The sequence below is a fragment of the Cedecea colo genome (genome assembly GCF_011808225.1).
Lineage (GTDB): Bacteria > Pseudomonadota > Gammaproteobacteria > Enterobacterales > Enterobacteriaceae > Dryocola > Dryocola colo.
Genome location: NZ_SOYS01000001.1, coordinates 878576 through 899635, shown reverse-complemented (window position 1 = coordinate 899635; position 21060 = coordinate 878576). Strand labels below are relative to the sequence as shown.

Genomic DNA, 21060 nt, shown 5'->3' with positions numbered 1-21060 from the left:
GGCACCGCCAGCCGGTGCCCAAAATATCTTCTAATCCGTTATTTCCGCTTCAGAAAACCTTCTTGTAGGGCTTAACCGCCACCTTTTTGTAAACCCCCGCAGCAATGTAAGGGTCCGCTTCTGCCCAGGCATGCGCCTCTTCCAGAGAGTTGAATTCTGCAATCACCGTTGAGCCGGTAAAACCAGCGGCGCCCGGATCGTTGCTGTCTACTGCCGGCATTGGACCGGCGGTTAACAGACGGCCTTCATCACGTAGTAACTGCAAACGTGCCAGGTGGGCCGGGCGTACAGCCAGACGCTTTTCAAGCGAATCGGCGTTATCTTCTGCGTAAATGACATACAGCACGGGCAGGGCTCCTTTTAAAAATGGGGATGTAAAGTACCGTAAGTGAACGGTGCACAGACTGCAATTGAAACATAAACAAGATGTTAAATCCCTGACGCAGATGCCGGAAAAAGCGTCTGCCGTGGAGAAAAAGTGCCGCCACAGGCAATGCGTTATTGAATATGATTGCTATTTGCATTTAAAATTAACGCCTGTTTAAGATATCGAAGCCATTATGACGTCAATGACCATTGATTTACCTCGCCGCTTCCCGTGGCCGACCGCACTCTCTGTCGTGCTGCATGGCGCTGTAGTGGCGGGGTTACTTTATACCTCGGTACATCAGGTTGTTGAGATGCCCGCGCCTGCACAGCCTATCAGCGTCACCATGGTTGCACCTGTCGACCTTGAGCCGCCGCAGCCAGAAGTTGTGCAGCCGCCGCCGGAACCCGTCGTTGAGCCGGAGCCGGAACCGATCCCCGAACCGCCAAAAGAGGCGCCGGTTGTTATTCATAAACCTGAGCCCAAACCGAAGCCGAAGCCAAAACCGAAGCCGGTGAAAAAGGTGGAACAGCCGAAGCGTGAGGCAAAACCGGTCGAACCGCGTCCGGCATCGCCATTCCAGAACGCTGCGCCAGTGCATCCAGCGCCTGCGGCGAAGCCTGCCCCGGCAGCGAAAGTCGCACCGGTTGCCACAGGCCCACGTGCATTAAGCCGTAATCAGCCGCAGTATCCGTCTCGTGCGTTTGCATTGCGCATGGAAGGAAACGTGCGCGTGAAGTTTGATGTCGCCGCCGACGGCAGCGTTAACAACGTAACCATCCTTTCTGCGAAGCCTGCCAATATGTTTGAACGAGAAGTGAAGCAGGCTATGAAGAAGTGGCGCTACGAAAGCGGCAAGCCGGGACAAGGTTTGATTGTGAATATCGTGTTCCGCATCAATGGCGGCGCGACGATGGAATAAGAAAAACCCTCCACGCTGGAGGGTTTTTTCAGGCTGGCTGCGGTAACTGTCGGGGCTTGCCGTCGCTGTCAACGGCAACGTAAATGAAAATAGCTTCCGTCGCCTTATAGCGTTGGCCAATAGGTTCTGATGAGACTTTCTTCACCCAGACTTCCACTTTGATAGTAATTGACGTATTGCCGCGTTTGACGCAGCTGGCGTAACAGCACACCACATCACCTACCGCAACGGGCTTAAGGAACGTCATGCCGTCTACGCGCACGGTTACGACGCGTCCGTGGGCTATCTCTTTTGCCTGAATGGCGCCGCCCATATCCATCTGCGACATCAACCAGCCGCCAAAAATATCACCGTTTGCGTTGGTATCCGCCGGCATAGCCAGCGTACGCAACACCAGTTCACCAACAGGCATGCTCTGGCTCATTTGTCTTCCTGCGGCATATGGCGATAGATGTAAATACCGCTTAACAGGGTGAACACCAGCGTGGCGGCGGTCAGGCCGAACACTTTAAAGTTAACCCAGACGTTTTGCGGCAGCCAGAAGGCGATATAGATGTTCGCAATGCCGCAGACGATAAAGAATACTGCCCAGGCGACGTTAAGTTTTGCCCAGACGTGTTCCGGCAGGGTGATTTCTTTGGCCAGCATGCGCTGGATCAGCGGCTTTTTCATTACCAGCTGGCTGACCAGCAGGGCGATAGCAAAGAGCGCGTAAATTACCGTGACTTTCCATTTGATAAATTCATCGTTATGGAAGAACAGAGTAAGACCGCCAAACACCGCCACTATCACAAAAGTGATAAGGGTCATTTTTTCCAGCTTGCGGTATTTGTACCAGCTATAAACCAGCGCCAGGGCGGTTGCGACAATCAGCGCGCCGCTGGCAGCATAGATGTCATACATCTTATAAAAAGCAAAGAAGACAATCAGGGGCAGGAAGTCGAGAAGCTGCTTCATAGTCTGTTCCGTAAAAAAATGTGAGAACGCCTGACTGACTATAACGCGCAGCCAGGAGCGAACGAAGATTACTGGCGAATAAGCATATATAAACGGAATAAATAGATGAGCAGCACGCCGGAAATAAGGTTGCTTATCGTATTGGCTATCACCGCGCCGATTTGCGGAGATAACGCCGCAAAAGAGGAGGCGAGCAGCAGCAGTGCCGTTTTAGCCATCAACCAGACGATAACAGCCGGCGCGACCAGACGCATATTGCTCCATACCAGACGAATGCTGTTACGCATCGCCTGGAAAATACCTGCTTTATCCTGCACCAGCATGACTGGCGCAAAGGCCAGCACGATGGCCAACAGCACTCCCGGCACCACAACCAGCATGATACCAATCTGCACCATAAAGGTAGTCAGGAACATCAGAATAAACATTTTCGGTAACACAGGCGCCGCCGTACCTATTGCGCGTAGCGCACTCACCCGATGCCCGGCTGAAACCATCTGCATCAGCACCAGCATGCTGCCGGCCAGAATCGCATTGCCGATAAGCCCGGAGAATGTCGATGCCGCAGAAGCTCTGAGTAACATTTGCTGTTGCTCAGGCGTCATATTTTGCACAAGGTCAAACAGGCCAACGCTTCCGGCCAGATTGTCGCCTTCGCTCAGAATGGCCATCTGTTCATCGCTGGGTGAAAGCGCATGACCGACGATGGTCGAAATAAAAGCGCAAAGTAATGCGATCAGCAGGATGGTAACAAACTGATTGCGTAGAAAATTTCCCGTGTCACGGTACACAGAACCCGCCGTGATAGACATGCACTCTCCTTTGAAATTGCCCGGTGATACCTCAGCGCGCAATTGTACCCTGGATGCAGGAACTGTGGCACCACTAAGGTCCTGCGGAAAAACAAAGCCGGGCGACGGCCTGCGGTTAAATCACACTCTGACCGGCTTTATGGATAAAAAAAGCGCACGCATTGACGTTATTTCATACAAAAACGAAACGTAAAGATTTTAAAACCCGCCTCCATACTGAAATTTGACGCCGGGCCACCATTCGAGGTTTGTAGCGATCGCCAAAAATTAATCCAGATCATTAAATGTTAAATTAGCCAACGAAGTGTGACCGATGTTAGATCACATTGTACTCATAAGTAGGTATATTCAGCCCGCTGTTAAAACCATAACAAGGGAAGGGCTATGAAAAAATTATCTTTGGCATTACTGGCGCTGGGTTGCTTATCCGGTGAAGCTTTAGCGCACGAAGCGGGCGATTTTTTTATGCGTGCCGGTACGGCAACGGTTCGTCCGACCGAAGGTTCAGAGAACGTGCTGAAAATGGGCGGTTTTAACGTCAGCAACAACACGCAACTGGGGCTGACTTTTGATTATATGGTGACCGACAATATCGGTATCGAACTGCTGGCCGCCACGCCGTTTCGCCACAAGGTTGGCCTGGGCGCGACGGGCGATTTAGCTACCGTTAAGCAGCTCCCGCCTACGCTGATGGCGCAGTGGTACTTTGGCGATGCGAAAAGCAAAGCTCGTCCTTACATCGGTGCCGGCATCAACTACACCACCTTCTTTGATACAGACTTCAATCAGACGGGCAAAGAGGCGGGTTTGAGCGATTTGAGCGTGAAAGATTCGTGGGGGGCTGCGGGTCAGGTTGGTCTGGATTATATGGTCAGCGACGACTGGCTGCTTAATATGTCGGTATGGTATATGGATATCGACACCGAAGTGAAATTTAAAGCGGGCGGCGAGCAACAAAATATCAAGACTCGTATCGATCCGTGGGTATTTATGTTCTCTGCGGGTTACCGCTTCTGATAAAAAAGGCCGGAATACTCCGGCCTTATTCTTTCAAAAAACTTAACTTCTGGTTGCGGCTTTCATCGCCTGAACAAAGGTTTTCAGCTCGCTCAGCATCGCATGCGGATTATTAAGGTTTTTCTCAATAATCTTTACGATGGCTGAACCAGAAATAGCGCCCGCAGCCCCGGCTTCAATGGCGTCACGCACCTGCGAAGGCTCGGAGATACCAAAGCCCTGCAGCGAAGGTGCGGCGTGATATTCAGTCAGTTTTTCCACCAGATGATGAAGCGGCAGCTGAGCGCGCGTTTCGGCGCCCGTAACGCCGGCACGGGAAAGCAGATACGTGTAGCCACGACCGTAAGAGGCAATCTCGCGCAGCAAATCATCATCCGCATTCGGCGGGCAGATAAAGATTGGCGCAACGTTATGGCGCATTGCGGCCTGGCGGAACGGCGCAGACTCCTCAACCGGCACATCTGCTATCAGCACCGAATCCACGCCCACTTTGGCGCACAGCGCGTAAAACTCGTCAATGCCGCGGTTATAGACCAGGTTGGCGTACATCAGCAGGCCAATGGGAATTGTCGGATGCTTCTGACGGATCGCAGCCAGCATTTCGAAACACTGCGTTGGCGTAACGCCCGCGGCGAAAGCACGTAGTGCCGCATTCTGAATGGTCGGGCCGTCTGCCAGCGGGTCGGAAAAGGGGATCCCCAGTTCCAGCGCGTCGGCACCGGCTTCAATCAGCGTATCGATAATTTTCAGCGACTGCTCCGGCGACGGGTCGCCAAGCGTAACAAAGGGAACAAAAGCGCCTTCGCAGCGTTCCTGTAATTGCTCGAATGCGTCCTGATAACGTTCCATTACATTTCCCCTCGCGCTTTTAAGATGTCGTGAACGGTGAAGATATCTTTGTCGCCGCGGCCAGAGAGGTTCACCACCAGCAGCTGTTCTTTTTCAGGATCGTCGTGCATCATTTTCAGCGCGTGAGCCAGCGCGTGGGAAGACTCCAGCGCCGGGATAATCCCTTCTTTGCGGCACAGCAGCTTAAAGGCGTCCAGCGCTTCTTCATCGGTAATCGATACGTATTCCGCGCGTCCGGTACTGTTCAGGTGCGCGTGCTGCGGCCCGACAGACGGGAAGTCCAGACCGGCGGAAATAGAATAAGACTCTTCAATCTGGCCTTCATCGGTCTGCATCATCGGCGATTTCATGCCGAAATAAATACCCACGCGCCCGTGTTTCAACGGCGCACCGTGCTCGCCGCTTTCGATACCGTGGCCCGCAGGCTCAACGCCAATCAGGCCAACTTTGGTATCGTTAATGAAATCTGCAAACATACCGATGGCGTTTGAGCCGCCGCCGACGCAGGCGATAACCGCATCCGGCAGGCGACCTTCTTTTTCGAGGATCTGCGCTTTTGTCTCCTCGCCAATCATGCGCTGGAATTCACGCACAATGGTCGGGAACGGGTGAGGACCCGCCGCCGTACCGAGCATATAGTGCGCGGTATCGTAGCTGCCAGACCAGTCGCGCAGCGCTTCGTTGCAGGCGTCTTTCAGGGTAGCTGAACCGCTGTGAACAGGAATAACCTCGGCGCCCATCAGACGCATGCGGAACACGTTTGGCGACTGGCGCTCAACATCCTTCGCGCCCATATAAATACGGCATTTCAGGCCGAGCAGAGCGCTTGCCAGAGCAGAGGCCACGCCGTGCTGACCGGCACCGGTTTCGGCGATAATTTCGGTTTTACCCATTTTTTTCGCCAGCAGGGCCTGGCCGAGCACCTGGTTCGTTTTGTGCGCGCCGCCGTGCAGCAGATCTTCACGCTTCAGATACAGCGTGGTGTTGGTGCCTTTGGTAAGGTTCTTACATTTTGTCAGCGCGGTCGGACGGCCGGCATAATTTTTCAGCAGATCGTTAAATTCCGCCTGAAATTCAGCATCGCTTTGCGCCGCCACAAAAGCTTCTTCTAACTGGCGCAGGGCGGGCATCAGGATCTGTGGCACATACATGCCACCAAACTCGCCAAAATAGGGATTAAGTAACGTCATGATTATTTTCCTTAGTAAGCCCGCAGCGTCTGAAACACGGCTGCCAGCTTGTTAGCATCTTTAATGCCCGGCGCGCTTTCGACGCCAGAATTGAAATCCAGTCCCGCGCAGCCGGCTTTAGCCGCTTCCACACAGTTATCGGCGCCCAGGCCGCCTGCCAGCAGCACATTATCCAGCTTCTGACCCGCAAGCAACGACCAGTCGAAACGCTGGCCTGTGCCGCCCTGACCGTTGTCGAAGACGTATTTATCGACGTGGTTTAAATCGCGTGCAGGTAAAGAATCTTTCACGCTTAGCGCCTTCCAGATCTGTACGTTATCCGGCAGGGCGGCGCGTAGCTCGACAATCCAGGCCCGATCTTCGTCGCCGTGCAGCTGGACCGCAGCAAGTGAAAACTGAGCCGCCTTCTGCGCCACTTCGCTAACCGTTGCATTGCGGAATACGCCGACATAACGCAGCGGAGCCGCAGCCATGACGGATAAGGCTTTCTCGTCGCTGACAAAACGAGGCGAGGACGGCACAAATATCAGCCCGCCGTAAATTGCCCCTGCTTCATGCGCGATACGGGCATCTTCCGGACGCGTCAGGCCACAGACTTTGTTTTCACCGAGCGTCACGCGGCGTACCGCTGCGTTCAGATCGTCTTCGCCCATCAGCGCGGACCCAATCAGGAAACCGTTGGCAAAATGACTTAGCTCGCGAATCTGACCGTAAGTGCTGATGCCGGATTCGCTAATCACCGTTACGCCGTGGGTCAGACGCGGCGCTAGCTGGCGCGTGCGGTTCAGATCGATTGAGAGATCGCGCAGGTCGCGGTTGTTAATGCCGACAACTTTCGCTTCCAGCGCAATGGCGCGCTCAAGCTCTTCTTCATTACTGACTTCCGTCAGCACGCCCATGTTCAGGCTGTGGGCGACGGCGGCAAGCTGACGATACTGCTCATCGTTCAGTACGGAAAGCATCAGCAGGCAGGCATCGGCCTGATAAAAGCGCGCCAGGTAAATCTGGTAAGCATCGATGATAAAATCTTTGCACAGCACCGGCTGGGTCACGATTTCGCTGACCACAGGCAGGAAATCAAAGCTGCCCTGGAAATATTTCTCGTCGGTCAGGACGGAAATTGCGGAGGCGTAGTGCTTATACACGCCGGCAATACGCGCCGGATCGAAATCATCGCGAATCACGCCCTTAGACGGAGACGCCTTTTTGCATTCAAGGATAAACGCGGTACGCGCGCCCTGCAGCGCATGGTAAAAGCTGCGTGTGGCAGGGGTGACGTCGTTCTGGAAACTTGCCAGGGGCTGCTGCTTTTTACGCGCTTCAACCCAAATCGCCTTATCCTCGACGATTTTCGTTAATACGGTGTCCTGCATTTCTTATCCTCTTGCTGCCAGTGAGGTGACGCGGTCGTAGGCTGCGCCGCTGCGCAATACGTCCAGCACTCGATGTGCGTTTGCCCTGAGATCTTCCTGGCCGTGCAGGCGCATCAGCATGGCTACGTTCGCCGCGACGGCTGACTCGTGAGCTGTCTCTCCTTTACCTTGTAGCAGGCGGGTGAGAATGTCACGGTTTTCTTCCGGCGTACCGCCTGCAAGCTGATCCTGATGATAGGCCGGCAGGCCAAAATCTTCGGCGGTTAGCTGATAACTTTTGATATCGCCATCGTTAAGCTCAGCAACCTGCGTTGGCGCGTGCAGGGAAACCTCATCCATTCCGCCGCTGTGCACGACGGCTGCGCGTCTGTAACCCAGCACGCGAAGCGTTTCGGCAATCGGCAAAACCAGTTCCGCGCTGTAAACGCCAATGAGCGCAAGCGGCGGATGGGCCGGGTTGATCAATGGGCCCAACACGTTAAACAGCGTGCGGGTTTTTAACTGCTGACGTACCGGCATGGCGTGACGGAAACCCGTGTGATATTTCGGCGCGAACAGGAAACATACGCCCAAATCATCCAGCGCCTGACGAGAAGCTTCCGCGCTCATATCCAGATTGATACCGAAGGCCGCCAGCAAATCCGAAGAGCCGGAACGGCTGGAAACGCTGCGGTTGCCGTGCTTGGCAACCTTCAAACCTACGGCTGCCGCGACAAACGCGCTGGCGGTAGAGATATTGATGCTGTTGCTGCCGTCGCCGCCGGTGCCGACGATATCAGCAAACTGATAGTCCGGGCTCGGGAATGGCGCGGCGGCTTCAAGCAGGGCTGACGCAGCACCGGCGATTTCGTTCGGATGTTCGCCGCGCACTTTCATGCTTACCAGCGCGGCAGCCAGTTGTTCCGGCTTCAGCTCGCCGCGGACGATGGCAGAGAATAGCTGGTGGCTTTCTTCGCGGCTCAGCGTCTGCGCCTGGTACAGCTTGTCCAGAATCGGCTGTAGCGTATTGGTCTGTTTTAACTTCAGCAGCGCCCAGTCGAGGGTTTGCTCCAGCAGGCGCGCGCCCTGGGTGGTCAGAATAGATTCCGGGTGGAACTGGAAGCCGCACACGCGGTCCGCATCGTGGCGCACGGCCATCACCATCCCATCAAAATGCGCGTTAATAGTTAAGCCCGCAGGAATATTGCTGCCGACCAGCGAGTGATAACGGGCGACCGGCAGCGGATTAGGCAGCCCGGCGAACATCGCTTCACCATCGTGAGAAATGACAGACGCCTTGCCATGCAGGATTTCACCAGCCTGGCCGACATAACCACCGTAGGCTTCAACGATCGCCTGATGGCCGAGGCAAATACCGATAATCGGCAGCTTGCCGCGCAGACGAGCCAGTAGCTCAGGCATGCATCCAGCTTCGCCTGGCGCGCCGGGACCAGGAGAAAGCATCAGCACCGGGTTATCCATGGTTGCCAGGCGTTCAATTAAAGTCTGTGCCGGAACGTGGTTGCGATAGATAACCACGTTGTGCCCGTTAGCGCGTAGCTGATCTGCCAGGTTATAGGTGAAGGAATCGATGTTATCGAGCAGCAGAATATCAGCCATCAGAAAATCTCCTTTGCATGGTGCGCGGTGGCAATAGCGCGCAGGACAGCGCGGGCTTTATTACGGGTTTCGTCGGCTTCAGATTGCGGTACGGAGTCCAGCACCACGCCTGCGCCTGCCTGAACGGTGGCAATGCCGTCCTCTACGTAGGCGGAGCGAATGACGATGCAGGTATCAAGATCGCCGTGAGCGGTGAAGTAACCAACGGCGCCGCCATAGCTGCCGCGACGTACGCCTTCGGCTTTGGCAATCATCTGCATGGCGCGAACTTTTGGCGCGCCGCTAAGCGTGCCCATGTTCATGCAGGCGCGGTAGGCGTGCAGCACGTCCAGATCGTTACGCAACTCGCCCACAACGCGTGAAACCAGATGCATGACGAAGGAGTATCGGTCCACTTTAGTGAGGTCAGCAACGTAGCGGCTGCCCGGCGTACAGATTCGCGCGAGGTCGTTACGTGCAAGATCCACCAGCATCAGATGCTCGGACATCTCTTTATGATCGGTGCGCATTTCCAGCTCAAAACGGCTGTCGAGATCGCGATCGAGCGAGCCATCCGCACGGCGGCCGCGAGGACGGGTTCCTGCGATGGGGTAGATTTCAATCTGGCGCGAAGCCGCATCGTATTTCAGCGAGCTTTCAGGCGATGCGCCGAACAACGTAAAATCGTTGTCCTGCATAAAGAACATATAAGGGCTTGGATTGCTTTTCTTCAGCGTCTGATAAGCCGCCAGCGGGGAAGGGCAAGGCAGCGAGAAGCGGCGAGACGGCACCACCTGGAAAATTTCCCCGGCGCGAATCGCTTTTTGCATATGACGCACCACGGCACCGTACTCTTCGTCGCTCTGATTGCATTCGCAGGTCATTTGTTCAACTTTCTGCACCGGCAGCGCGGCTGGCGTTTCCTGCAACTGGCCGCACAGTTGTTCAGCACGCTGTAGCAGGCGTGTTTTTTCCGTGGCGGATGGGGTAAAGAGGCTGGCCTGAATGCGGGTTTGCTTTTTCTGATGGTCAATTACCAGCAGGGTTTCCGCCAGGTAGAAGCAGTAGTCAGGACAGCTATTGTCCTGTTTCAGGGAAGGTAAATCCTCGAAACCGGCCACCAGATCGTAGGCGAATAAGCCGCCGAAGAACATCGCCTCGCGTTCGCTCTCCGGCACGGTGACCAGATCCTGCATCAGGCGGAACGCGTCGAACACGGAAAGCGAACACAGGCGAGCATCTTCGTCCAGCAGCTGGCTGACCGCAGGGAAATGAAGGATGCGGCCCTGCGGCAAATGTTCGTTTTGCACGCCTGCCGGTAACGACGCATCCAGCAAAGGAAGCAGGGAAGCGCCGTTAGCCGACAGCGCCTGGATAGTGACAGTGTCACCCAGTGCGGTGATGCGTAACGCGCTGTCCACCAGCAACAGGCTTTTTAAGTCGTCTTTGCTGTCGATATCAGCAGACTCAAGCAGAAGCGTGGCCGGACGAGCGCCGCACAGCTGGTGGAATACGGCGGTGGGGTTATCCCGGTACGGCGCGTCTTTGGTCAATAATTCGAGCGCTGGTTTTTGTGGTTGCATTGGTTGCTCTCAGTCATTTTGTTCAAAAAAAAGCCCGCTTCGATGGCGGACCTGGTATCCGGGCTGTTTAACAGCCAAAGCGATGACACAGCCCGTTTCAGGAAGTGCGCCACCAACTACTGTGCATGTTGTGAATCGCTTTCATTTTCAGATACCTTTCTTGCGTGAACTTGCGTACTAGTTAACTGGTTCACTGGAGTAAAGTCAATAGCAATTTTTAGTTAGCCCCGAATATCGCTATGATGGGCGGCGTTTTTCATTTTTTAACGTTACCGGAGCCATTTTGAGCGAATCTTCCCTTGCGGTGATTTACGATTTACATAGCCATACCACCGCCTCAGATGGCCTTTTAACTCCCCAGGAGCTGGTGCAGCGCGCGGTGGACAATCGCGTGGGCATTCTGGCTATTACCGATCACGATACCGTTGCCGGTCTGCCTGCGGCGCGGGCCGAAATCGCTGAAAAGCAACTGCCACTACGGTTGATCAGCGGCGTGGAAATTTCAACCGTCTGGGAAAATCACGAGATCCATATCGTTGGCCTGGGCGTTGATGAATATCACCCGGCGCTGGTGGCGCTTCTGGCGGAACAAACCGTGCGCCGGACTCAGCGTGCTGAACTGATTGCAGAAAGGCTCGACAAAGCCCATATTCCCGGCGCGCTTGAGGGCGCGCTGCGCCTTGCTGACGGTGGTGCCGTGACGCGTGGGCATTTCGCTCGTTTTCTGGTTGAGTGTGGCAAAGCCAATACGATGGCAGACGTCTTTAAGAAGTACCTCGCAAAAGGGAAAACGGGATACGTTCCGCCGCAGTGGTGTACAATAGAACAAGCTATTGAAGTGATTCATCATTCTGGCGGGCAGGCCGTACTGGCGCATCCAGGCCGTTATGACCTGACCGCAAAATGGCTGAAAAGATTGCTGGCGCAGTTTGCGCAAAGTGGTGGCGATGCCATGGAAGTTGCGCAGTGTCAGCAAGCCCCGAATGAAAGAACCGTACTTGCGGGCTATGCGCGGCAGTTTAACCTGCTTGCCTCACAGGGCTCAGATTTCCATCAGCCCTGTTCGTGGATAGAGCTGGGGCGCAAGCTATGGTTGCCAGCGGGCGTCGAGCCAGTATGGCGGGAGTGGGGAAGCAGCCTCATCGCGAAAGAGAGGACAGTATGAGCCAGTTTTTCTATATTCATCCGGATAATCCGCAGCAGCGCCTGATTAATCAGGCCGTGGAAATCGTGCGTAAAGGCGGCGTCATCGTTTATCCAACCGATTCCGGCTATGCGCTGGGCTGCAAGCTTGAAGACAAAACGGCGATGGAACGCATCTGCCGCATTCGTCATTTGCCGGACGGGCATAACTTCACGCTGATGTGCCGTGATTTATCGGAGCTTTCGACCTACGCGTTTGTTGATAACGTGGCGTTCCGCTTAATCAAAAACAATACGCCGGGTAATTACACCTTTATTCTGAAAGGCACGAAAGAAGTGCCGCGCCGCCTGCTGCAGGAAAAACGTAAAACCATCGGGCTGCGCGTGCCGTCTAACCCTATTGCGCAGGCGTTACTCGAAGTGCTCGATCAGCCGATGCTCTCTACGTCGTTGATGATGCCCGGCAGCGAGTTTACCGAGTCAGACCCGGAAGAGATCAAAGAACGCCTGGAAAAGGTAGTCGATCTCGTCATTCACGGTGGTTATCTGGGTCAACAACCTACGACGGTTATTGATTTAACGGATGACGCACCGGTTGTGGTCCGTGAAGGCGTGGGCGACGTTAAACCTTTCTTATAAATCTGGCTGTGGCTATACTGTGCGGCCTAAAATAGGGTGCAACCCCCGTTACTCCAATTCAACGCCTGGGAAGACGCACAAGTAAAATAAAACACCTTTTAAATCAATCTGTTGAATCGTTACTGCTCATAGCTGTCATCATATTGTGTGACAGCTTTAGCAGCACTTAGTATCACTGCTTTTATGCACACCTCGTTTTAGTCACTGTTCGACATACCCTGATGAAGTCGCTACGCTCCGCTTGTCTCCTTACCACTACCGGGGCTTTATGGCTTCTATTGTCTAAAAACAGACTTTTCCCGGAAAGAATCTTTCCCCTGTCTGGTTGCGTAGGTGTACGATAAGCGAGCAAATCATTAGAGATTATAGGGTTACTGATGGATACAGTAGAAGAGCTAAACGGAACGTACTTCTATGCGGGAAAATCGAATCTTACCGCCTCTGAACTCTTTTTCATGATTTTCTGCGAAACAACAGCGGATCATTTTGGGATTGATGATGTTGTGGCTGTGGTCGCCCTTTACAGTGGTGTCAATAACCAGAAAACCCGAACGAAACCCAAAGGCGCAAAAGCAGGTACTTCACGAGTATCAAAGACAATGCGGAAGTTTTTCAAGACCGCAAAATTTCTTTACGGGATAAAGTTACCAACTTGGGTTGGTGGTTATACGCCCTGGACGGCAGAGCGGCGAATGGTTGCGAAAGTGAGTACCTTTGTAGGGCGAACTATTCCCCTTGTCGGTGAAGTTATTTTATTGGCTGATGTGTCACAGATTACCTACTGCGCTATACGTGACTATAACCGCATAGCACGGGGTAACGATAAGTTATGGTAGATGACATTGAGCAACGTATTTTTGCATTGGTAAGGCGCTACAACGGCGTTTATTTGTTTAATAACGACAAAAAGCAAAAGCTGCTAACACTGGAAACTGACTTTGATACTGATATGCAGTTAGATGTTGGCGAAGCCGAAGATTTGATGGATGAATTCTTCAAGGCATTCCGGGTTGAACGAGGCCATTTTAAGATTGAAACATACTACCCTGACGAGCCTTTTTCATGGAATCCATTCAAGAAATTCCCCCCCATCCCCGTTCCAGATTTCACTATCGGTATGCTGATCGAGTCAGCAAAAGCCGGGAAATGGTTATACGACTAATTGCAAGGAGCTAAAGAAATGGCTGTACCTGTTCACCTAATTTTAAAAGATCTTTTATCACCTTATTTTTATTACTGCCTTCTATCTGTTTAGCAACTGATGGCAATGAGCTTTATGATTGGTATCAAGCAGATAAACGTATTTCAAGTGGTGTTGGAAGCCGCGATGGCATGGATGCTGCTAAGTCAGGGGCATTTTTAGGGTTTACATTAGGAGTTGCAGATCGAATGATTGATTCTGGTGAGTTATGTATACCGAACGCCAGTAATGCAACTAATGGTCAGTTTATTGACACCGTTAGACTTTACTTAGTTGCACATCCTGAAAAGAGAGCATTGTCGGCAAGCGTAGTTGTATCTGATGCTTTGTCATCGGCATTTCAATGTAAAAGATGATGCCGAATTTCATTACCAGAATCGGCTCCTCCTCCTTTTTCACTCTTCTGAATCCTCAGTGTCGAAAGTCTTTGCATAAGGACAACTCTGGGCGCTCGTAACGTAGGTGAAAACATACTGGCTGTTTTCGTACACACACAGCGTTTTCCCGTTCTCCGTCTGTTCCTCCTGTGGGTTATCGTCGGGTATTACAGCGCGCTAAGGCCGCATGACTATAACGGTGGGCTACCCCCAAACGAATCGGAAAACCGATACTGGAAAAACTCTAATGCGGTGGCCAGTTTTTGTTGACCACTTCAGCTTACGGTGGTTGATTGCATTGATTGGTAAATCAGCCCACTAACGGGACTTTATGGCTTCTATTGTGTGAAATCATGGGGTTAGATCGTAGACTGTGTGTAAAGTAGTCGTTATGATTGTATTTCACACAAAAACTATAAGGACTTTGAAGGATGGAAAGCGCAAAGGATTTGGCAAGAGAAATGCTGTCTGCTCTAAATCTGGAAGATGAAGGGATGTTGGTTGCATACGTAAAGGGTTTTGTTAACTTCCCAGTTAATCTGTATTTCCTCGGTTATGACTTCATCCATACCGAAGACAGACGGCAAAACATGGATGACAACATGAGGCTTGCGGAGTTGGTCAAGCGTGCAACATCAAAGAAGCACATCAACTTGGTTGCAAGAGCGGCGAATGTGTTCATTGATGATTTCATGAAACACGTCAACATGACCGATATCGCAAAGAAGGTGGCAGAAGACACGATAGCTTCAACGCTGGGTAGTTATACCTTCGGCGAGCTAACCGGGTTAAAAATAGGCAAACTGATTTCTTCACGGATCACCGCATCAATCGCCTTTAGCATGTCTATCAGTACGTTGTTAATGATTGGTGGCGGCGCTTCCAGGGCCATTCATGCTTCCAGATTTCTGAAAACGTCCAACTACGGTGTATACAGGAAGTTAAAAGATCTTGGGGATTTAGATCTGCTCTATTTCGTCATCCGGGATAGGGTTAAGCCATTTGAGAAAGCAACCAAACTCGCAAGGGAGAATCCCGCGCTTTTCAATCAGGCCGCAGGGTATTTTTTCAAGGGTTTGTAAGCCATTATCTTTTTGGCAGTCGATACAGAAGCCAGAAGATTAGCACCATTACAGCGGTGAATGTCCAACGCCCCAAAATGAAAATGTAAGCGTACTTGTCGCCGCTGGACTCAGGAAACGCACTGAACATCAACACTATGTTTGAAATGGCTGACGTTACCGCAAAGAGCGCTGACAACACGATCCCAACCCAAATAAAGAAAGTTAGCAGTTTTTTCATTCGTGATTTCCTTATCAATCATCTGGTTGTTTAGCTTTGCAGTGTACTTAATCGACAATGGCGAGTAAACGAGTAGATGAAATAAAGCCTTTATGTAAGTGCGGTTAAAGTTTGAGTTAAGTAACCCTAAAGAAAGGGGGCATTGCGCCCCCTCGATTATTTCAAAGCCCTGAGCCACATCATAAGCAAATGAAGCTGGCTTCCTGTCATGGCTGGCAATAAAAGAGAAAATGTGATGAAAAAATTAGCTCTACTTGTTTTTTTATAAGTTCTTTGGCATTTGCTGATGAGGTTGGAGGTACTAAAAAAACGAAGGTTGTTATCCCACCTGACTTCTTGAAGGAATTCTTCACAATAACCAGTGTGAAAATTTCAACTCTTAATGGTTATGTTCCTGGATTGGAATTGAATAAGAAAAATGTGAAACTTCCGGCACAGCGTATTGATACATTGAATTACACAGTGAGAGTGGATTCTACTGATGAAAAATTCATCAATGATGTTGCGTTTGATGATCACGGCATTAAAGGGATATTGGTTTGCAATAACCCATCAATAAGACCACTGATTATGAGTAAGAACGCTGTTGTTCTTGTTTCCGTGGAGAACAAGGAAGGGGAGCCTATGTTTGTTACGCTCTATGGCAGTGAAAGTTGCAAGAAAAAATAGTACGTTTGCGCAAGAACTTGTGATCGGCTCTCCTTCACTCTTCTGAATCCTCAGTGTTGAAGGTTTTCGCATACGGACATTTCCCCTTAGTTACGTAGGTGAAAACATACTGGCTGTTTTCGTACACACACAGCGTTTTCCCGTTCTCCGTCTGTTCCTCCTGTGGGTTGGTCATAGTTATCTGTCTGAATCGCCACGGGTTTAACAGACACCTCTGAGTCATTTAAAATGGCTTAAAAAGAGGTGGACATGAGCAGTAAGCGTTATCCTGAAGAGTTTAAAATTGAAGCAGTCAAACAGGTTATTGAGCGTGGCCATTCTGTTTCCAGCGTTGCAACACGTCTCGATATCACTACCCACAGTCTTTACGCCTGGATAAAGARGTACGGGCCGGACTCTTCCATCCACAAAGAACAGTCAGATGCTCAGGCTGAGATCCGCCGACTCCAGAAGGAACTGAAGCGGGTTACTGACGAACGGGATATATTAAAAAAAGCCGCGGCGTACTTCGCAAAGCTGTCCGACTGAGGTACGCCTTTATCCGTGACAAYATCTGTTGCTGGCCTGTTCGTCTGCTCTGTCGGGTGCTGGATGTTCATCCGGGTGGGTTTTACGCCTGGCTTCAGCAGCCGTATTCACCACGGCATCAGGCGGATTTGAGGCTAACAGGACAAATCAAACAGTTCTGGCTGGAGTCCGGTTGCGTTTATGGCTATCGCAAGATCCATCTCGRCCTGCGAGATAGCGGGCAACAATGCGGGATTAATCGGGTCTGGCGGCTGATGAAGCGTGCCGGAATAAAGGCTCAGGTCGGGTACCGAAGCCCACGGGCACGCAAAGGAGAAGCCAGTATAGTTACACCCGACAGGCTCCAGCGACAGTTCAATCCAGATGCACCGGATGAACGTTGGGTACGTACGGACACGAAAACACAGGAGTATGTCGCGAAAAGAGTCGCGGAGGGTCACTCAAAAATGGAAGCGCTGCGCTGCCTGAAGCGTTATATCGCACGCGAGGTCTTCACACTGCTTCGCAATCAAAATCGGCAGATTAACAGCACTCAAATAACGACTTGACACTTAGAAGGGCGTCCAGGGCAGTCAGTACACAAGCCACGAGTGGCAGTCGTTCCTGAAATCACATGGACTGGAGGGCAGTATGAGCCGTCGTGGTAACTGCCATGACAACGCAGTTGCAGAAAGTTTTTTCCAGCTACTGAAGCGTGAACGGATAAAGAAAAAGATCTACGGAACACGGGAAGAAGCCCGTAGTGATATTTTTGATTACATCGAAATGTTTTATAACAGCAAGCGTCGGCACGGTTCGAGTGATCAAATGCCACCGACGGAATATGAAAATCAATATTATCAACGGCTCAGAAGTGTCTAGATTATCCGTGGCGATTCAAGCAACTGTTAACGAAGGACAACGACGCGGATACTCTGACGGTGAACTGGCCCACCTTCTGAAAAACATTTTCGACGATGGCGCTCATTACCTCGACCTGTTCAAGAATAACGGCGAGCAGTTTATGTCTACGCTGAAGAAACTGGTTGATAGTGGTCAGACGCTGAACGACGAGCAGATCAAGCAAACTTACGCTTACGGCGATCTGTCCGTTGCAATGGGTAATCTGATGAATGGAGTAGACAATCAGTTGTTTACAGGCTGGATGAAGGGATTCGCCGATGGGGGCGACGATCTGGTGAACAACACCAAAGTTATCTCGGAAGCGGCTGGAAGCCTGGGAAAGGGCTTAGGCAATCTCTCGAAAGAAATCACCGGGTTTGTGGATGAGATTTCCGGCGTTGTGAGTGATATCAATGTGGGGCTTCGCTCTCGCTTCCCTCAGTGGTTTACTCAGTCTGATAAGCCAGCAGCTCAGGCGGTATACGATGGCGTAACCGGCAGTGCTGACGGTGCGGCCTCGTGGGTGCAGGAAAAAACGGGCTGGAACCCACAGAGTGTGGGGCCAGCTATCATGGATTGGTTGGGCGTTGGTGGTGGTAATGTTGGAACAGCGGCTAATCAATACGACCTATCAGGGCAATCTCTGCGTGAAAGTGCAATGTCACTCAGCAGCGGCAATGCGCCAGCTTACAATCTGAATCCTACATTCAATCTGAATCTTGAGGCATCTGTTCCGCTCACTATCGCCAGCGATTCGAGCAGACTTGCGGATTATGTCGATTTCCAGGCGAAATCCTCACAAGCCAGCTTTATGCAGAGTTTGACGCTTTCAACATTGAGCGGTCAAAGCAGCACAGGCGGGTGATATCTCAAAGGAGCTTCGGCTCCTTTTTCTTTGCTCAAAACATAATCAGCACCTACGTTTAAGGTGATGAACATGGTGTACAACAAAGTAGGTTACAACGTGGTGAACATCGCGTATAATGGCTTTCATCAAAACATGCTAACGCATTGATTTATAAAGATTTGTTAGTATCAAGTCGACGCCTGGGAAGGCGACACCCGAGGAAGCTCAATGAGCGATAAGAGCGAAAAGTTACAAAAAGTGCTGGCTCGCGCCGGCCACGGTTCACGCCGTGAAATCGAAACCATTATTTCCGCAGGCCGCGTCAGCGTCGATGGCAAAATTGCCACGCTGGGCGACCGTGTTGAAGTGAACCAGGCCCTGAAGATCCGTATCGATGGTCACCTGATCTCTATTAAAGAATCCGTAGAACAGATTTGTCGCGTGCTGGCTTACTACAAGCCGGAAGGCGAGCTCTGTACCCGCAACGACCCGGAAGGCCGTCCAACGGTGTTTGACCGCCTGCCGAAGCTGCGTGGCGCGCGCTGGATTGCCGTAGGGCGTCTGGATGTGAACACATGTGGTCTGCTGCTGTTTACTACCGACGGCGAGCTGGCTAACCGACTGATGCACCCAAGCCGTGAAGTGGAACGCGAATATGCCGTGCGCGTGTTCGGTGAGATTGATGACGATAAAGTGAAGCAGCTGGCGCGTGGCGTGCAGCTTGAAGATGGTCCGGCTGCGTTTAAAACCATCAAATTCACCGGTGGCGAAGGCATCAACCAGTGGTACAACGTGACGCTGACCGAAGGCCGTAACCGTGAAGTTCGTCGCCTCTGGGAAGCGGTTGGCGTGCAGGTTAGCCGTCTGATACGCGTACGCTACGGCGATATTCCGCTGCCAAAAGGTTTGCCGCGTGGCGGTTATACCGAACTGGATCTGGCGCAAACCAACTACCTGCGTACGCTGGTAGAGCTGCCAGCCGAAACGGCGAGTAAAGTGGCGGTAGAGAAAGATCGTCGTCGTATGAAGGCGAACCAGATTCGTCGCGCCGTTAAGCGTCACACGCAGGTTACCGGCGGTGGCCGCCGTTCCGGCGGGCGTAATAGCTAACGCTGAAAAAATTGCTATCAGGCCCCTCGTTGAGGGGCTTAGATTGCTGACAAAGAAGGATAAAGCGTGGTTTTTCCTTCTTTGTGGTTATCAGCCGAAACTCAATCCGTTGATTTTCCTTATTTTTTATTCGGCGGTATAGGTTCAACCTGTGTTGGTTGAGAGTTTGTCATCAGTCTGGGCCCCTCGTTGAGGGGCTTTTTTTTGCCCTGAAGACAGCCTGTAGAGAAAAACAGACAAAAAAAAGCCCATCGTTGAGATGGGCAAAGACTACACACAGCAATTCGTTGTTTCACTCAGGGGATTTCCATGCTTATAAATCAATGTGTTGATTCATAACCGTGTGATAATAGTAGGCATCCCGGCCGGGGGAGTCTCTCAGATTCGTCTCAATAGTTAACGCCAGGTTAACGTTTAACGTCACATTGTCGGGTTTCTAAGAAATCAGAGGCGGGAAAAAGGGATAAAAAGCCGGGGACTGATTAGATTCGCTAATCAATGTTTTGGCAACGGCTCCCTCGCAGCGCGAGGGAGCGCAGGTTTACTTCGTCGCTTGTTCTTCTTCGTGTTCCTCAAGCAGCTCAACGACTTCATCAGCGGCGTACTGCGGCGGCGGCGCTTCATGCATCCAGACTGAGATCAATCGATAAGATACCGCCAGCACCACCGGGCCGATAAACAGTCCAATCATGCCAAAGGCGATTAAGCCTCCGATAACGCCGGAGAGAATAAGGATCATTGGCAAATCTGCGCCCATACGGATAAGCACAGGGCGGATAAAGTTATCCATGGTGCCAACGACGCAGCTCCAGACCAGCAGCACGGTGCCCCAAGTGCTATCGCCGCTCCAGTAAAGCCAGATAATCGATGGAATAAGCACCAGCAGCGGGCCAATCTGCACCAGACAGCACAGCATCATGAGTACGGTAAGTAATGTCGCATTCGGAATACCGGCAACCGCCAGGCCAAAACCACCGAGTACGGACTGCACCAGCGCGGTTACCACCACGCCCAGCGCAACGGCGCGAATCGCCTGGGCTGCCAGCAGAACAGCCGCATCGCCGCGGTTGCCCGCCAGCCGGAATGCAAAATGACGTATACCGTTACCCAGCGTTTCACCTTTCGCATACAGCAGCACGCTGAACAGCAGCATCAGACCGCAGTGCATCAGGAAACGGCCGATATGCACAGCCTGCCCAAGGAACCAGGTCGTGGTGGTGCCGATATAAGGGCGAATTTTCGCCATAATCGCGCTGCCACCGCTTTCAACCAGCGTGTTCCAGCCGGAATAAAGGTTGTCACCGACCAGGGGGATAGAATACAGCCATTCGAACGTCGGCAACGCCAGATCGCCTTTTGTCGCCCAGGCAATGACCGGGCCGCTGTTATCGACCAGGCTGTTGACCAGCAGCGCCACGGGAATAACAAACAGCATCAGCAGTAAAAAGGTCATGACCAGAACGGCCAGCAATCGTTTCCCCCACAGTAAACGCTGGAATCTGAGCATTACAGGCCAGGTAGAAAGCACAACGGTACCCGCCCAGGCAAAGCCGAGAACAAAGGGCCGCACGATCCACAAACAGGCGATAATCATCACCGAGATAAACAGCACCGAAAGCAGGATTTGTAGCAGATCCTTCGGCGAACTGACTTTGACCATAGGAAAAATCACCCTAATAAAAGATAACGAGCAAATTGCCTGCGTTAAAACCGC

23 protein-coding genes, 1 other RNA gene, 1 pseudogene and 1 other annotated feature are annotated in these 21060 nt (G+C 52.0%); of the genes and pseudogenes, 12 read left to right on the top strand and 13 right to left on the bottom strand.

The window, feature by feature from the left end; translation table 11 throughout:
* Nucleotides 1-49 precede the first annotated feature (49 nt).
* Complete coding sequence (locus tag E2L00_RS04085; RefSeq protein WP_167607330.1) at nucleotides 50-346, bottom strand: YciI family protein; 297 nt, start codon at nucleotides 344-346, stop codon at nucleotides 50-52.
* Nucleotides 347-560: 214 nt separating this feature from the next.
* On the opposite strand from E2L00_RS04085, the gene tonB reads away from it, so the two are divergent.
* Nucleotides 561-1289 (top strand): TonB system transport protein TonB, encoded by a 729-nt coding sequence (gene tonB / locus E2L00_RS04080; RefSeq protein ID WP_167607327.1) that lies wholly within the window; start codon nucleotides 561-563, stop codon nucleotides 1287-1289.
* 28 nt (nucleotides 1290-1317) lie between these two features.
* Here tonB and yciA read toward each other — a convergent pair whose 3' ends face one another.
* From yciA to E2L00_RS04065, 3 genes are all read right to left on the bottom strand, one after another.
* On the bottom strand, nucleotides 1318-1713 hold the full coding sequence (gene yciA, locus E2L00_RS04075; RefSeq protein ID WP_167607325.1) for an acyl-CoA thioester hydrolase YciA: 396 nt from the start codon (nucleotides 1711-1713) through the stop codon (nucleotides 1318-1320).
* Nucleotides 1710-2246 (bottom strand): septation protein A, encoded by a 537-nt coding sequence (locus E2L00_RS04070; protein ID WP_167607322.1) that lies wholly within the window; start codon nucleotides 2244-2246, stop codon nucleotides 1710-1712. Before E2L00_RS04070 ends, yciA begins: the two co-directional genes overlap by 4 nt.
* Before the next feature lie 68 nt (nucleotides 2247-2314).
* Entirely contained in the window at nucleotides 2315-3058 is a 744-nt protein-coding gene (locus tag E2L00_RS04065; RefSeq protein WP_167607319.1) for a YciC family protein, read from the bottom strand.
* A gap of 384 nt (nucleotides 3059-3442) precedes the next feature.
* Here E2L00_RS04065 and ompW point away from each other — a divergent pair, with 384 nt between their 5' ends.
* Nucleotides 3443-4075, top strand: coding sequence for an outer membrane protein OmpW (gene ompW / locus E2L00_RS04060; protein WP_167607316.1), 633 nt, complete (start codon nucleotides 3443-3445; stop codon nucleotides 4073-4075).
* Between the two features lie 42 nt (nucleotides 4076-4117).
* On the opposite strand, the gene trpA is transcribed toward ompW, so the two are convergent.
* From trpA to E2L00_RS04035, 5 genes are read right to left on the bottom strand one after another with little or no spacing between them, the layout of a single operon-like run.
* On the bottom strand, nucleotides 4118-4924 hold the full coding sequence (gene trpA, locus E2L00_RS04055; RefSeq protein ID WP_167607313.1) for a tryptophan synthase subunit alpha: 807 nt from the start codon (nucleotides 4922-4924) through the stop codon (nucleotides 4118-4120).
* Entirely contained in the window at nucleotides 4924-6117 is a 1194-nt protein-coding gene (gene trpB / locus E2L00_RS04050) for a tryptophan synthase subunit beta (RefSeq protein ID WP_167607579.1), read from the bottom strand. Before trpB ends, trpA begins: the two co-directional genes overlap by 1 nt.
* Before the next feature lie 8 nt (nucleotides 6118-6125).
* Nucleotides 6126-7487: a bifunctional indole-3-glycerol-phosphate synthase TrpC/phosphoribosylanthranilate isomerase TrpF gene (gene trpCF, locus E2L00_RS04045; RefSeq protein WP_167607310.1), complete on the bottom strand. Its 1362-nt coding sequence runs from the start codon at nucleotides 7485-7487 to the stop codon at nucleotides 6126-6128.
* A 3-nt stretch (nucleotides 7488-7490) separates the two neighbouring features.
* Entirely contained in the window at nucleotides 7491-9086 is a 1596-nt protein-coding gene (trpD, locus tag E2L00_RS04040; RefSeq protein ID WP_167607307.1) for a bifunctional anthranilate synthase glutamate amidotransferase component TrpG/anthranilate phosphoribosyltransferase TrpD, read from the bottom strand.
* A complete protein-coding gene (locus E2L00_RS04035) occupies nucleotides 9086-10648 on the bottom strand; it encodes an anthranilate synthase component 1 (RefSeq protein WP_167607304.1) in 1563 nt (520 codons plus the stop codon). The genes trpD and E2L00_RS04035 overlap by 1 nt, the downstream gene beginning before the upstream one ends.
* Before the next feature lie 24 nt (nucleotides 10649-10672).
* Nucleotides 10673-10769 (bottom strand) — a sequence feature (Trp leader region).
* Between the two features lie 162 nt (nucleotides 10770-10931).
* Here E2L00_RS04035 and rnm point away from each other — a divergent pair.
* From rnm to E2L00_RS04005, 6 genes are all read left to right on the top strand, one after another.
* Complete coding sequence (rnm, locus tag E2L00_RS04030; RefSeq protein ID WP_167607301.1) at nucleotides 10932-11813, top strand: RNase RNM; 882 nt, start codon at nucleotides 10932-10934, stop codon at nucleotides 11811-11813.
* Nucleotides 11810-12430: an L-threonylcarbamoyladenylate synthase gene (locus tag E2L00_RS04025; protein ID WP_167607298.1), complete on the top strand. Its 621-nt coding sequence runs from the start codon at nucleotides 11810-11812 to the stop codon at nucleotides 12428-12430. Before rnm ends, E2L00_RS04025 begins: the two co-directional genes overlap by 4 nt.
* A gap of 377 nt (nucleotides 12431-12807) precedes the next feature.
* Entirely contained in the window at nucleotides 12808-13266 is a 459-nt protein-coding gene (locus E2L00_RS04020; protein WP_167607295.1) for an STM2901 family protein, read from the top strand.
* Nucleotides 13260-13592, top strand: a complete 333-nt coding sequence (locus tag E2L00_RS04015; RefSeq protein ID WP_167607292.1) for a DUF1493 family protein — start codon at nucleotides 13260-13262, stop codon at nucleotides 13590-13592. Before E2L00_RS04020 ends, E2L00_RS04015 begins: the two co-directional genes overlap by 7 nt.
* A gap of 56 nt (nucleotides 13593-13648) precedes the next feature.
* Nucleotides 13649-13987 (top strand): Rap1a/Tai family immunity protein, encoded by a 339-nt coding sequence (locus E2L00_RS04010; protein ID WP_338031891.1) that lies wholly within the window; start codon nucleotides 13649-13651, stop codon nucleotides 13985-13987.
* 452 nt (nucleotides 13988-14439) lie between these two features.
* Nucleotides 14440-15090 carry a hypothetical protein gene (locus E2L00_RS04005; RefSeq protein WP_167607286.1) on the top strand — a complete coding sequence of 217 codons (651 nt, stop codon included), beginning with the start codon at nucleotides 14440-14442 and terminating at the stop codon, nucleotides 15088-15090.
* A 4-nt stretch (nucleotides 15091-15094) separates the two neighbouring features.
* Here E2L00_RS04005 and E2L00_RS04000 read toward each other — a convergent pair whose 3' ends face one another.
* A complete protein-coding gene (locus E2L00_RS04000; protein WP_167607283.1) occupies nucleotides 15095-15310 on the bottom strand; it encodes a hypothetical protein in 216 nt (71 codons plus the stop codon).
* Nucleotides 15311-15583: 273 nt separating this feature from the next.
* Between E2L00_RS04000 and E2L00_RS03995 the strand changes: the two genes are divergently transcribed.
* Nucleotides 15584-15979: a hypothetical protein gene (locus E2L00_RS03995; RefSeq protein WP_167607280.1), complete on the top strand. Its 396-nt coding sequence runs from the start codon at nucleotides 15584-15586 to the stop codon at nucleotides 15977-15979.
* A 34-nt stretch (nucleotides 15980-16013) separates the two neighbouring features.
* Here E2L00_RS03995 and E2L00_RS21530 read toward each other — a convergent pair whose 3' ends face one another.
* Nucleotides 16014-16202, bottom strand: coding sequence for a hypothetical protein (locus tag E2L00_RS21530; RefSeq protein ID WP_236127656.1), 189 nt, complete (start codon nucleotides 16200-16202; stop codon nucleotides 16014-16016).
* Nucleotides 16203-16228: 26 nt separating this feature from the next.
* Between E2L00_RS21530 and E2L00_RS21920 the strand changes: the two are divergent.
* The 3 genes and pseudogenes from E2L00_RS21920 to rluB all read left to right on the top strand — a co-directional run bounded on the left by E2L00_RS21920 (nucleotide 16229) and on the right by rluB (nucleotide 19346).
* Nucleotides 16229-17368: pseudogene (locus E2L00_RS21920) on the top strand (IS3 family transposase).
* Nucleotides 17331-18254 carry a hypothetical protein gene (locus tag E2L00_RS03975; RefSeq protein ID WP_236127655.1) on the top strand — a complete coding sequence of 308 codons (924 nt, stop codon included), beginning with the start codon at nucleotides 17331-17333 and terminating at the stop codon, nucleotides 18252-18254. The pseudogene E2L00_RS21920 and the gene E2L00_RS03975 overlap by 38 nt, the downstream one beginning before the upstream one ends.
* A gap of 210 nt (nucleotides 18255-18464) precedes the next feature.
* A complete protein-coding gene (gene rluB, locus E2L00_RS03970; RefSeq protein ID WP_167607277.1) occupies nucleotides 18465-19346 on the top strand; it encodes a 23S rRNA pseudouridine(2605) synthase RluB in 882 nt (293 codons plus the stop codon).
* A 236-nt stretch (nucleotides 19347-19582) separates the two neighbouring features.
* On the opposite strand, the gene rprA is transcribed toward rluB, so the two are convergent.
* Together rprA and ydiK are read right to left on the bottom strand one after the other, a co-directional pair.
* Nucleotides 19583-19689, bottom strand: an RNA gene (gene rprA / locus E2L00_RS03965) — antisense sRNA RprA.
* Between the two features lie 198 nt (nucleotides 19690-19887).
* Nucleotides 19888-21006, bottom strand: coding sequence for an AI-2E family transporter YdiK (ydiK, locus tag E2L00_RS03960; RefSeq protein ID WP_167607273.1), 1119 nt, complete (start codon nucleotides 21004-21006; stop codon nucleotides 19888-19890).
* Nucleotides 21007-21060 lie beyond the last annotated feature (54 nt).

Coding starts and splice junctions, on each gene's coding strand:
- tonB (WP_167607327.1), top strand. CDS start 561: ATGACGTCAATGACCATTGATTTACCTCGCCGCTTCCCGTGGCCGACC.
- yciA (WP_167607325.1), bottom strand. CDS start 1,713: ATGAGCCAGAGCATGCCTGTTGGTGAACTGGTGTTGCGTACGCTGGCT.
- E2L00_RS04070 (WP_167607322.1), bottom strand. CDS start 2,246: ATGAAGCAGCTTCTCGACTTCCTGCCCCTGATTGTCTTCTTTGCTTTT.
- E2L00_RS04065 (WP_167607319.1), bottom strand. CDS start 3,058: ATGTCTATCACGGCGGGTTCTGTGTACCGTGACACGGGAAATTTTCTA.
- ompW (WP_167607316.1), top strand. CDS start 3,443: ATGAAAAAATTATCTTTGGCATTACTGGCGCTGGGTTGCTTATCCGGT.
- trpA (WP_167607313.1), bottom strand. CDS start 4,924: ATGGAACGTTATCAGGACGCATTCGAGCAATTACAGGAACGCTGCGAA.
- trpCF (WP_167607310.1), bottom strand. CDS start 7,487: ATGCAGGACACCGTATTAACGAAAATCGTCGAGGATAAGGCGATTTGG.
- trpD (WP_167607307.1), bottom strand. CDS start 9,086: ATGGCTGATATTCTGCTGCTCGATAACATCGATTCCTTCACCTATAAC.
- E2L00_RS04035 (WP_167607304.1), bottom strand. CDS start 10,648: ATGCAACCACAAAAACCAGCGCTCGAATTATTGACCAAAGACGCGCCG.
- E2L00_RS04025 (WP_167607298.1), top strand. CDS start 11,810: ATGAGCCAGTTTTTCTATATTCATCCGGATAATCCGCAGCAGCGCCTG.
- E2L00_RS04020 (WP_167607295.1), top strand. CDS start 12,808: ATGGATACAGTAGAAGAGCTAAACGGAACGTACTTCTATGCGGGAAAA.
- E2L00_RS04015 (WP_167607292.1), top strand. CDS start 13,260: ATGGTAGATGACATTGAGCAACGTATTTTTGCATTGGTAAGGCGCTAC.
- E2L00_RS04005 (WP_167607286.1), top strand. CDS start 14,440: ATGGAAAGCGCAAAGGATTTGGCAAGAGAAATGCTGTCTGCTCTAAAT.
- E2L00_RS04000 (WP_167607283.1), bottom strand. CDS start 15,310: ATGAAAAAACTGCTAACTTTCTTTATTTGGGTTGGGATCGTGTTGTCA.
- E2L00_RS21530 (WP_236127656.1), bottom strand. CDS start 16,202: ATGACTCAGAGGTGTCTGTTAAACCCGTGGCGATTCAGACAGATAACT.
- E2L00_RS03975 (WP_236127655.1), top strand. CDS start 17,331: ATGAAAATCAATATTATCAACGGCTCAGAAGTGTCTAGATTATCCGTG.
- rluB (WP_167607277.1), top strand. CDS start 18,465: ATGAGCGATAAGAGCGAAAAGTTACAAAAAGTGCTGGCTCGCGCCGGC.
- ydiK (WP_167607273.1), bottom strand. CDS start 21,006: ATGGTCAAAGTCAGTTCGCCGAAGGATCTGCTACAAATCCTGCTTTCG.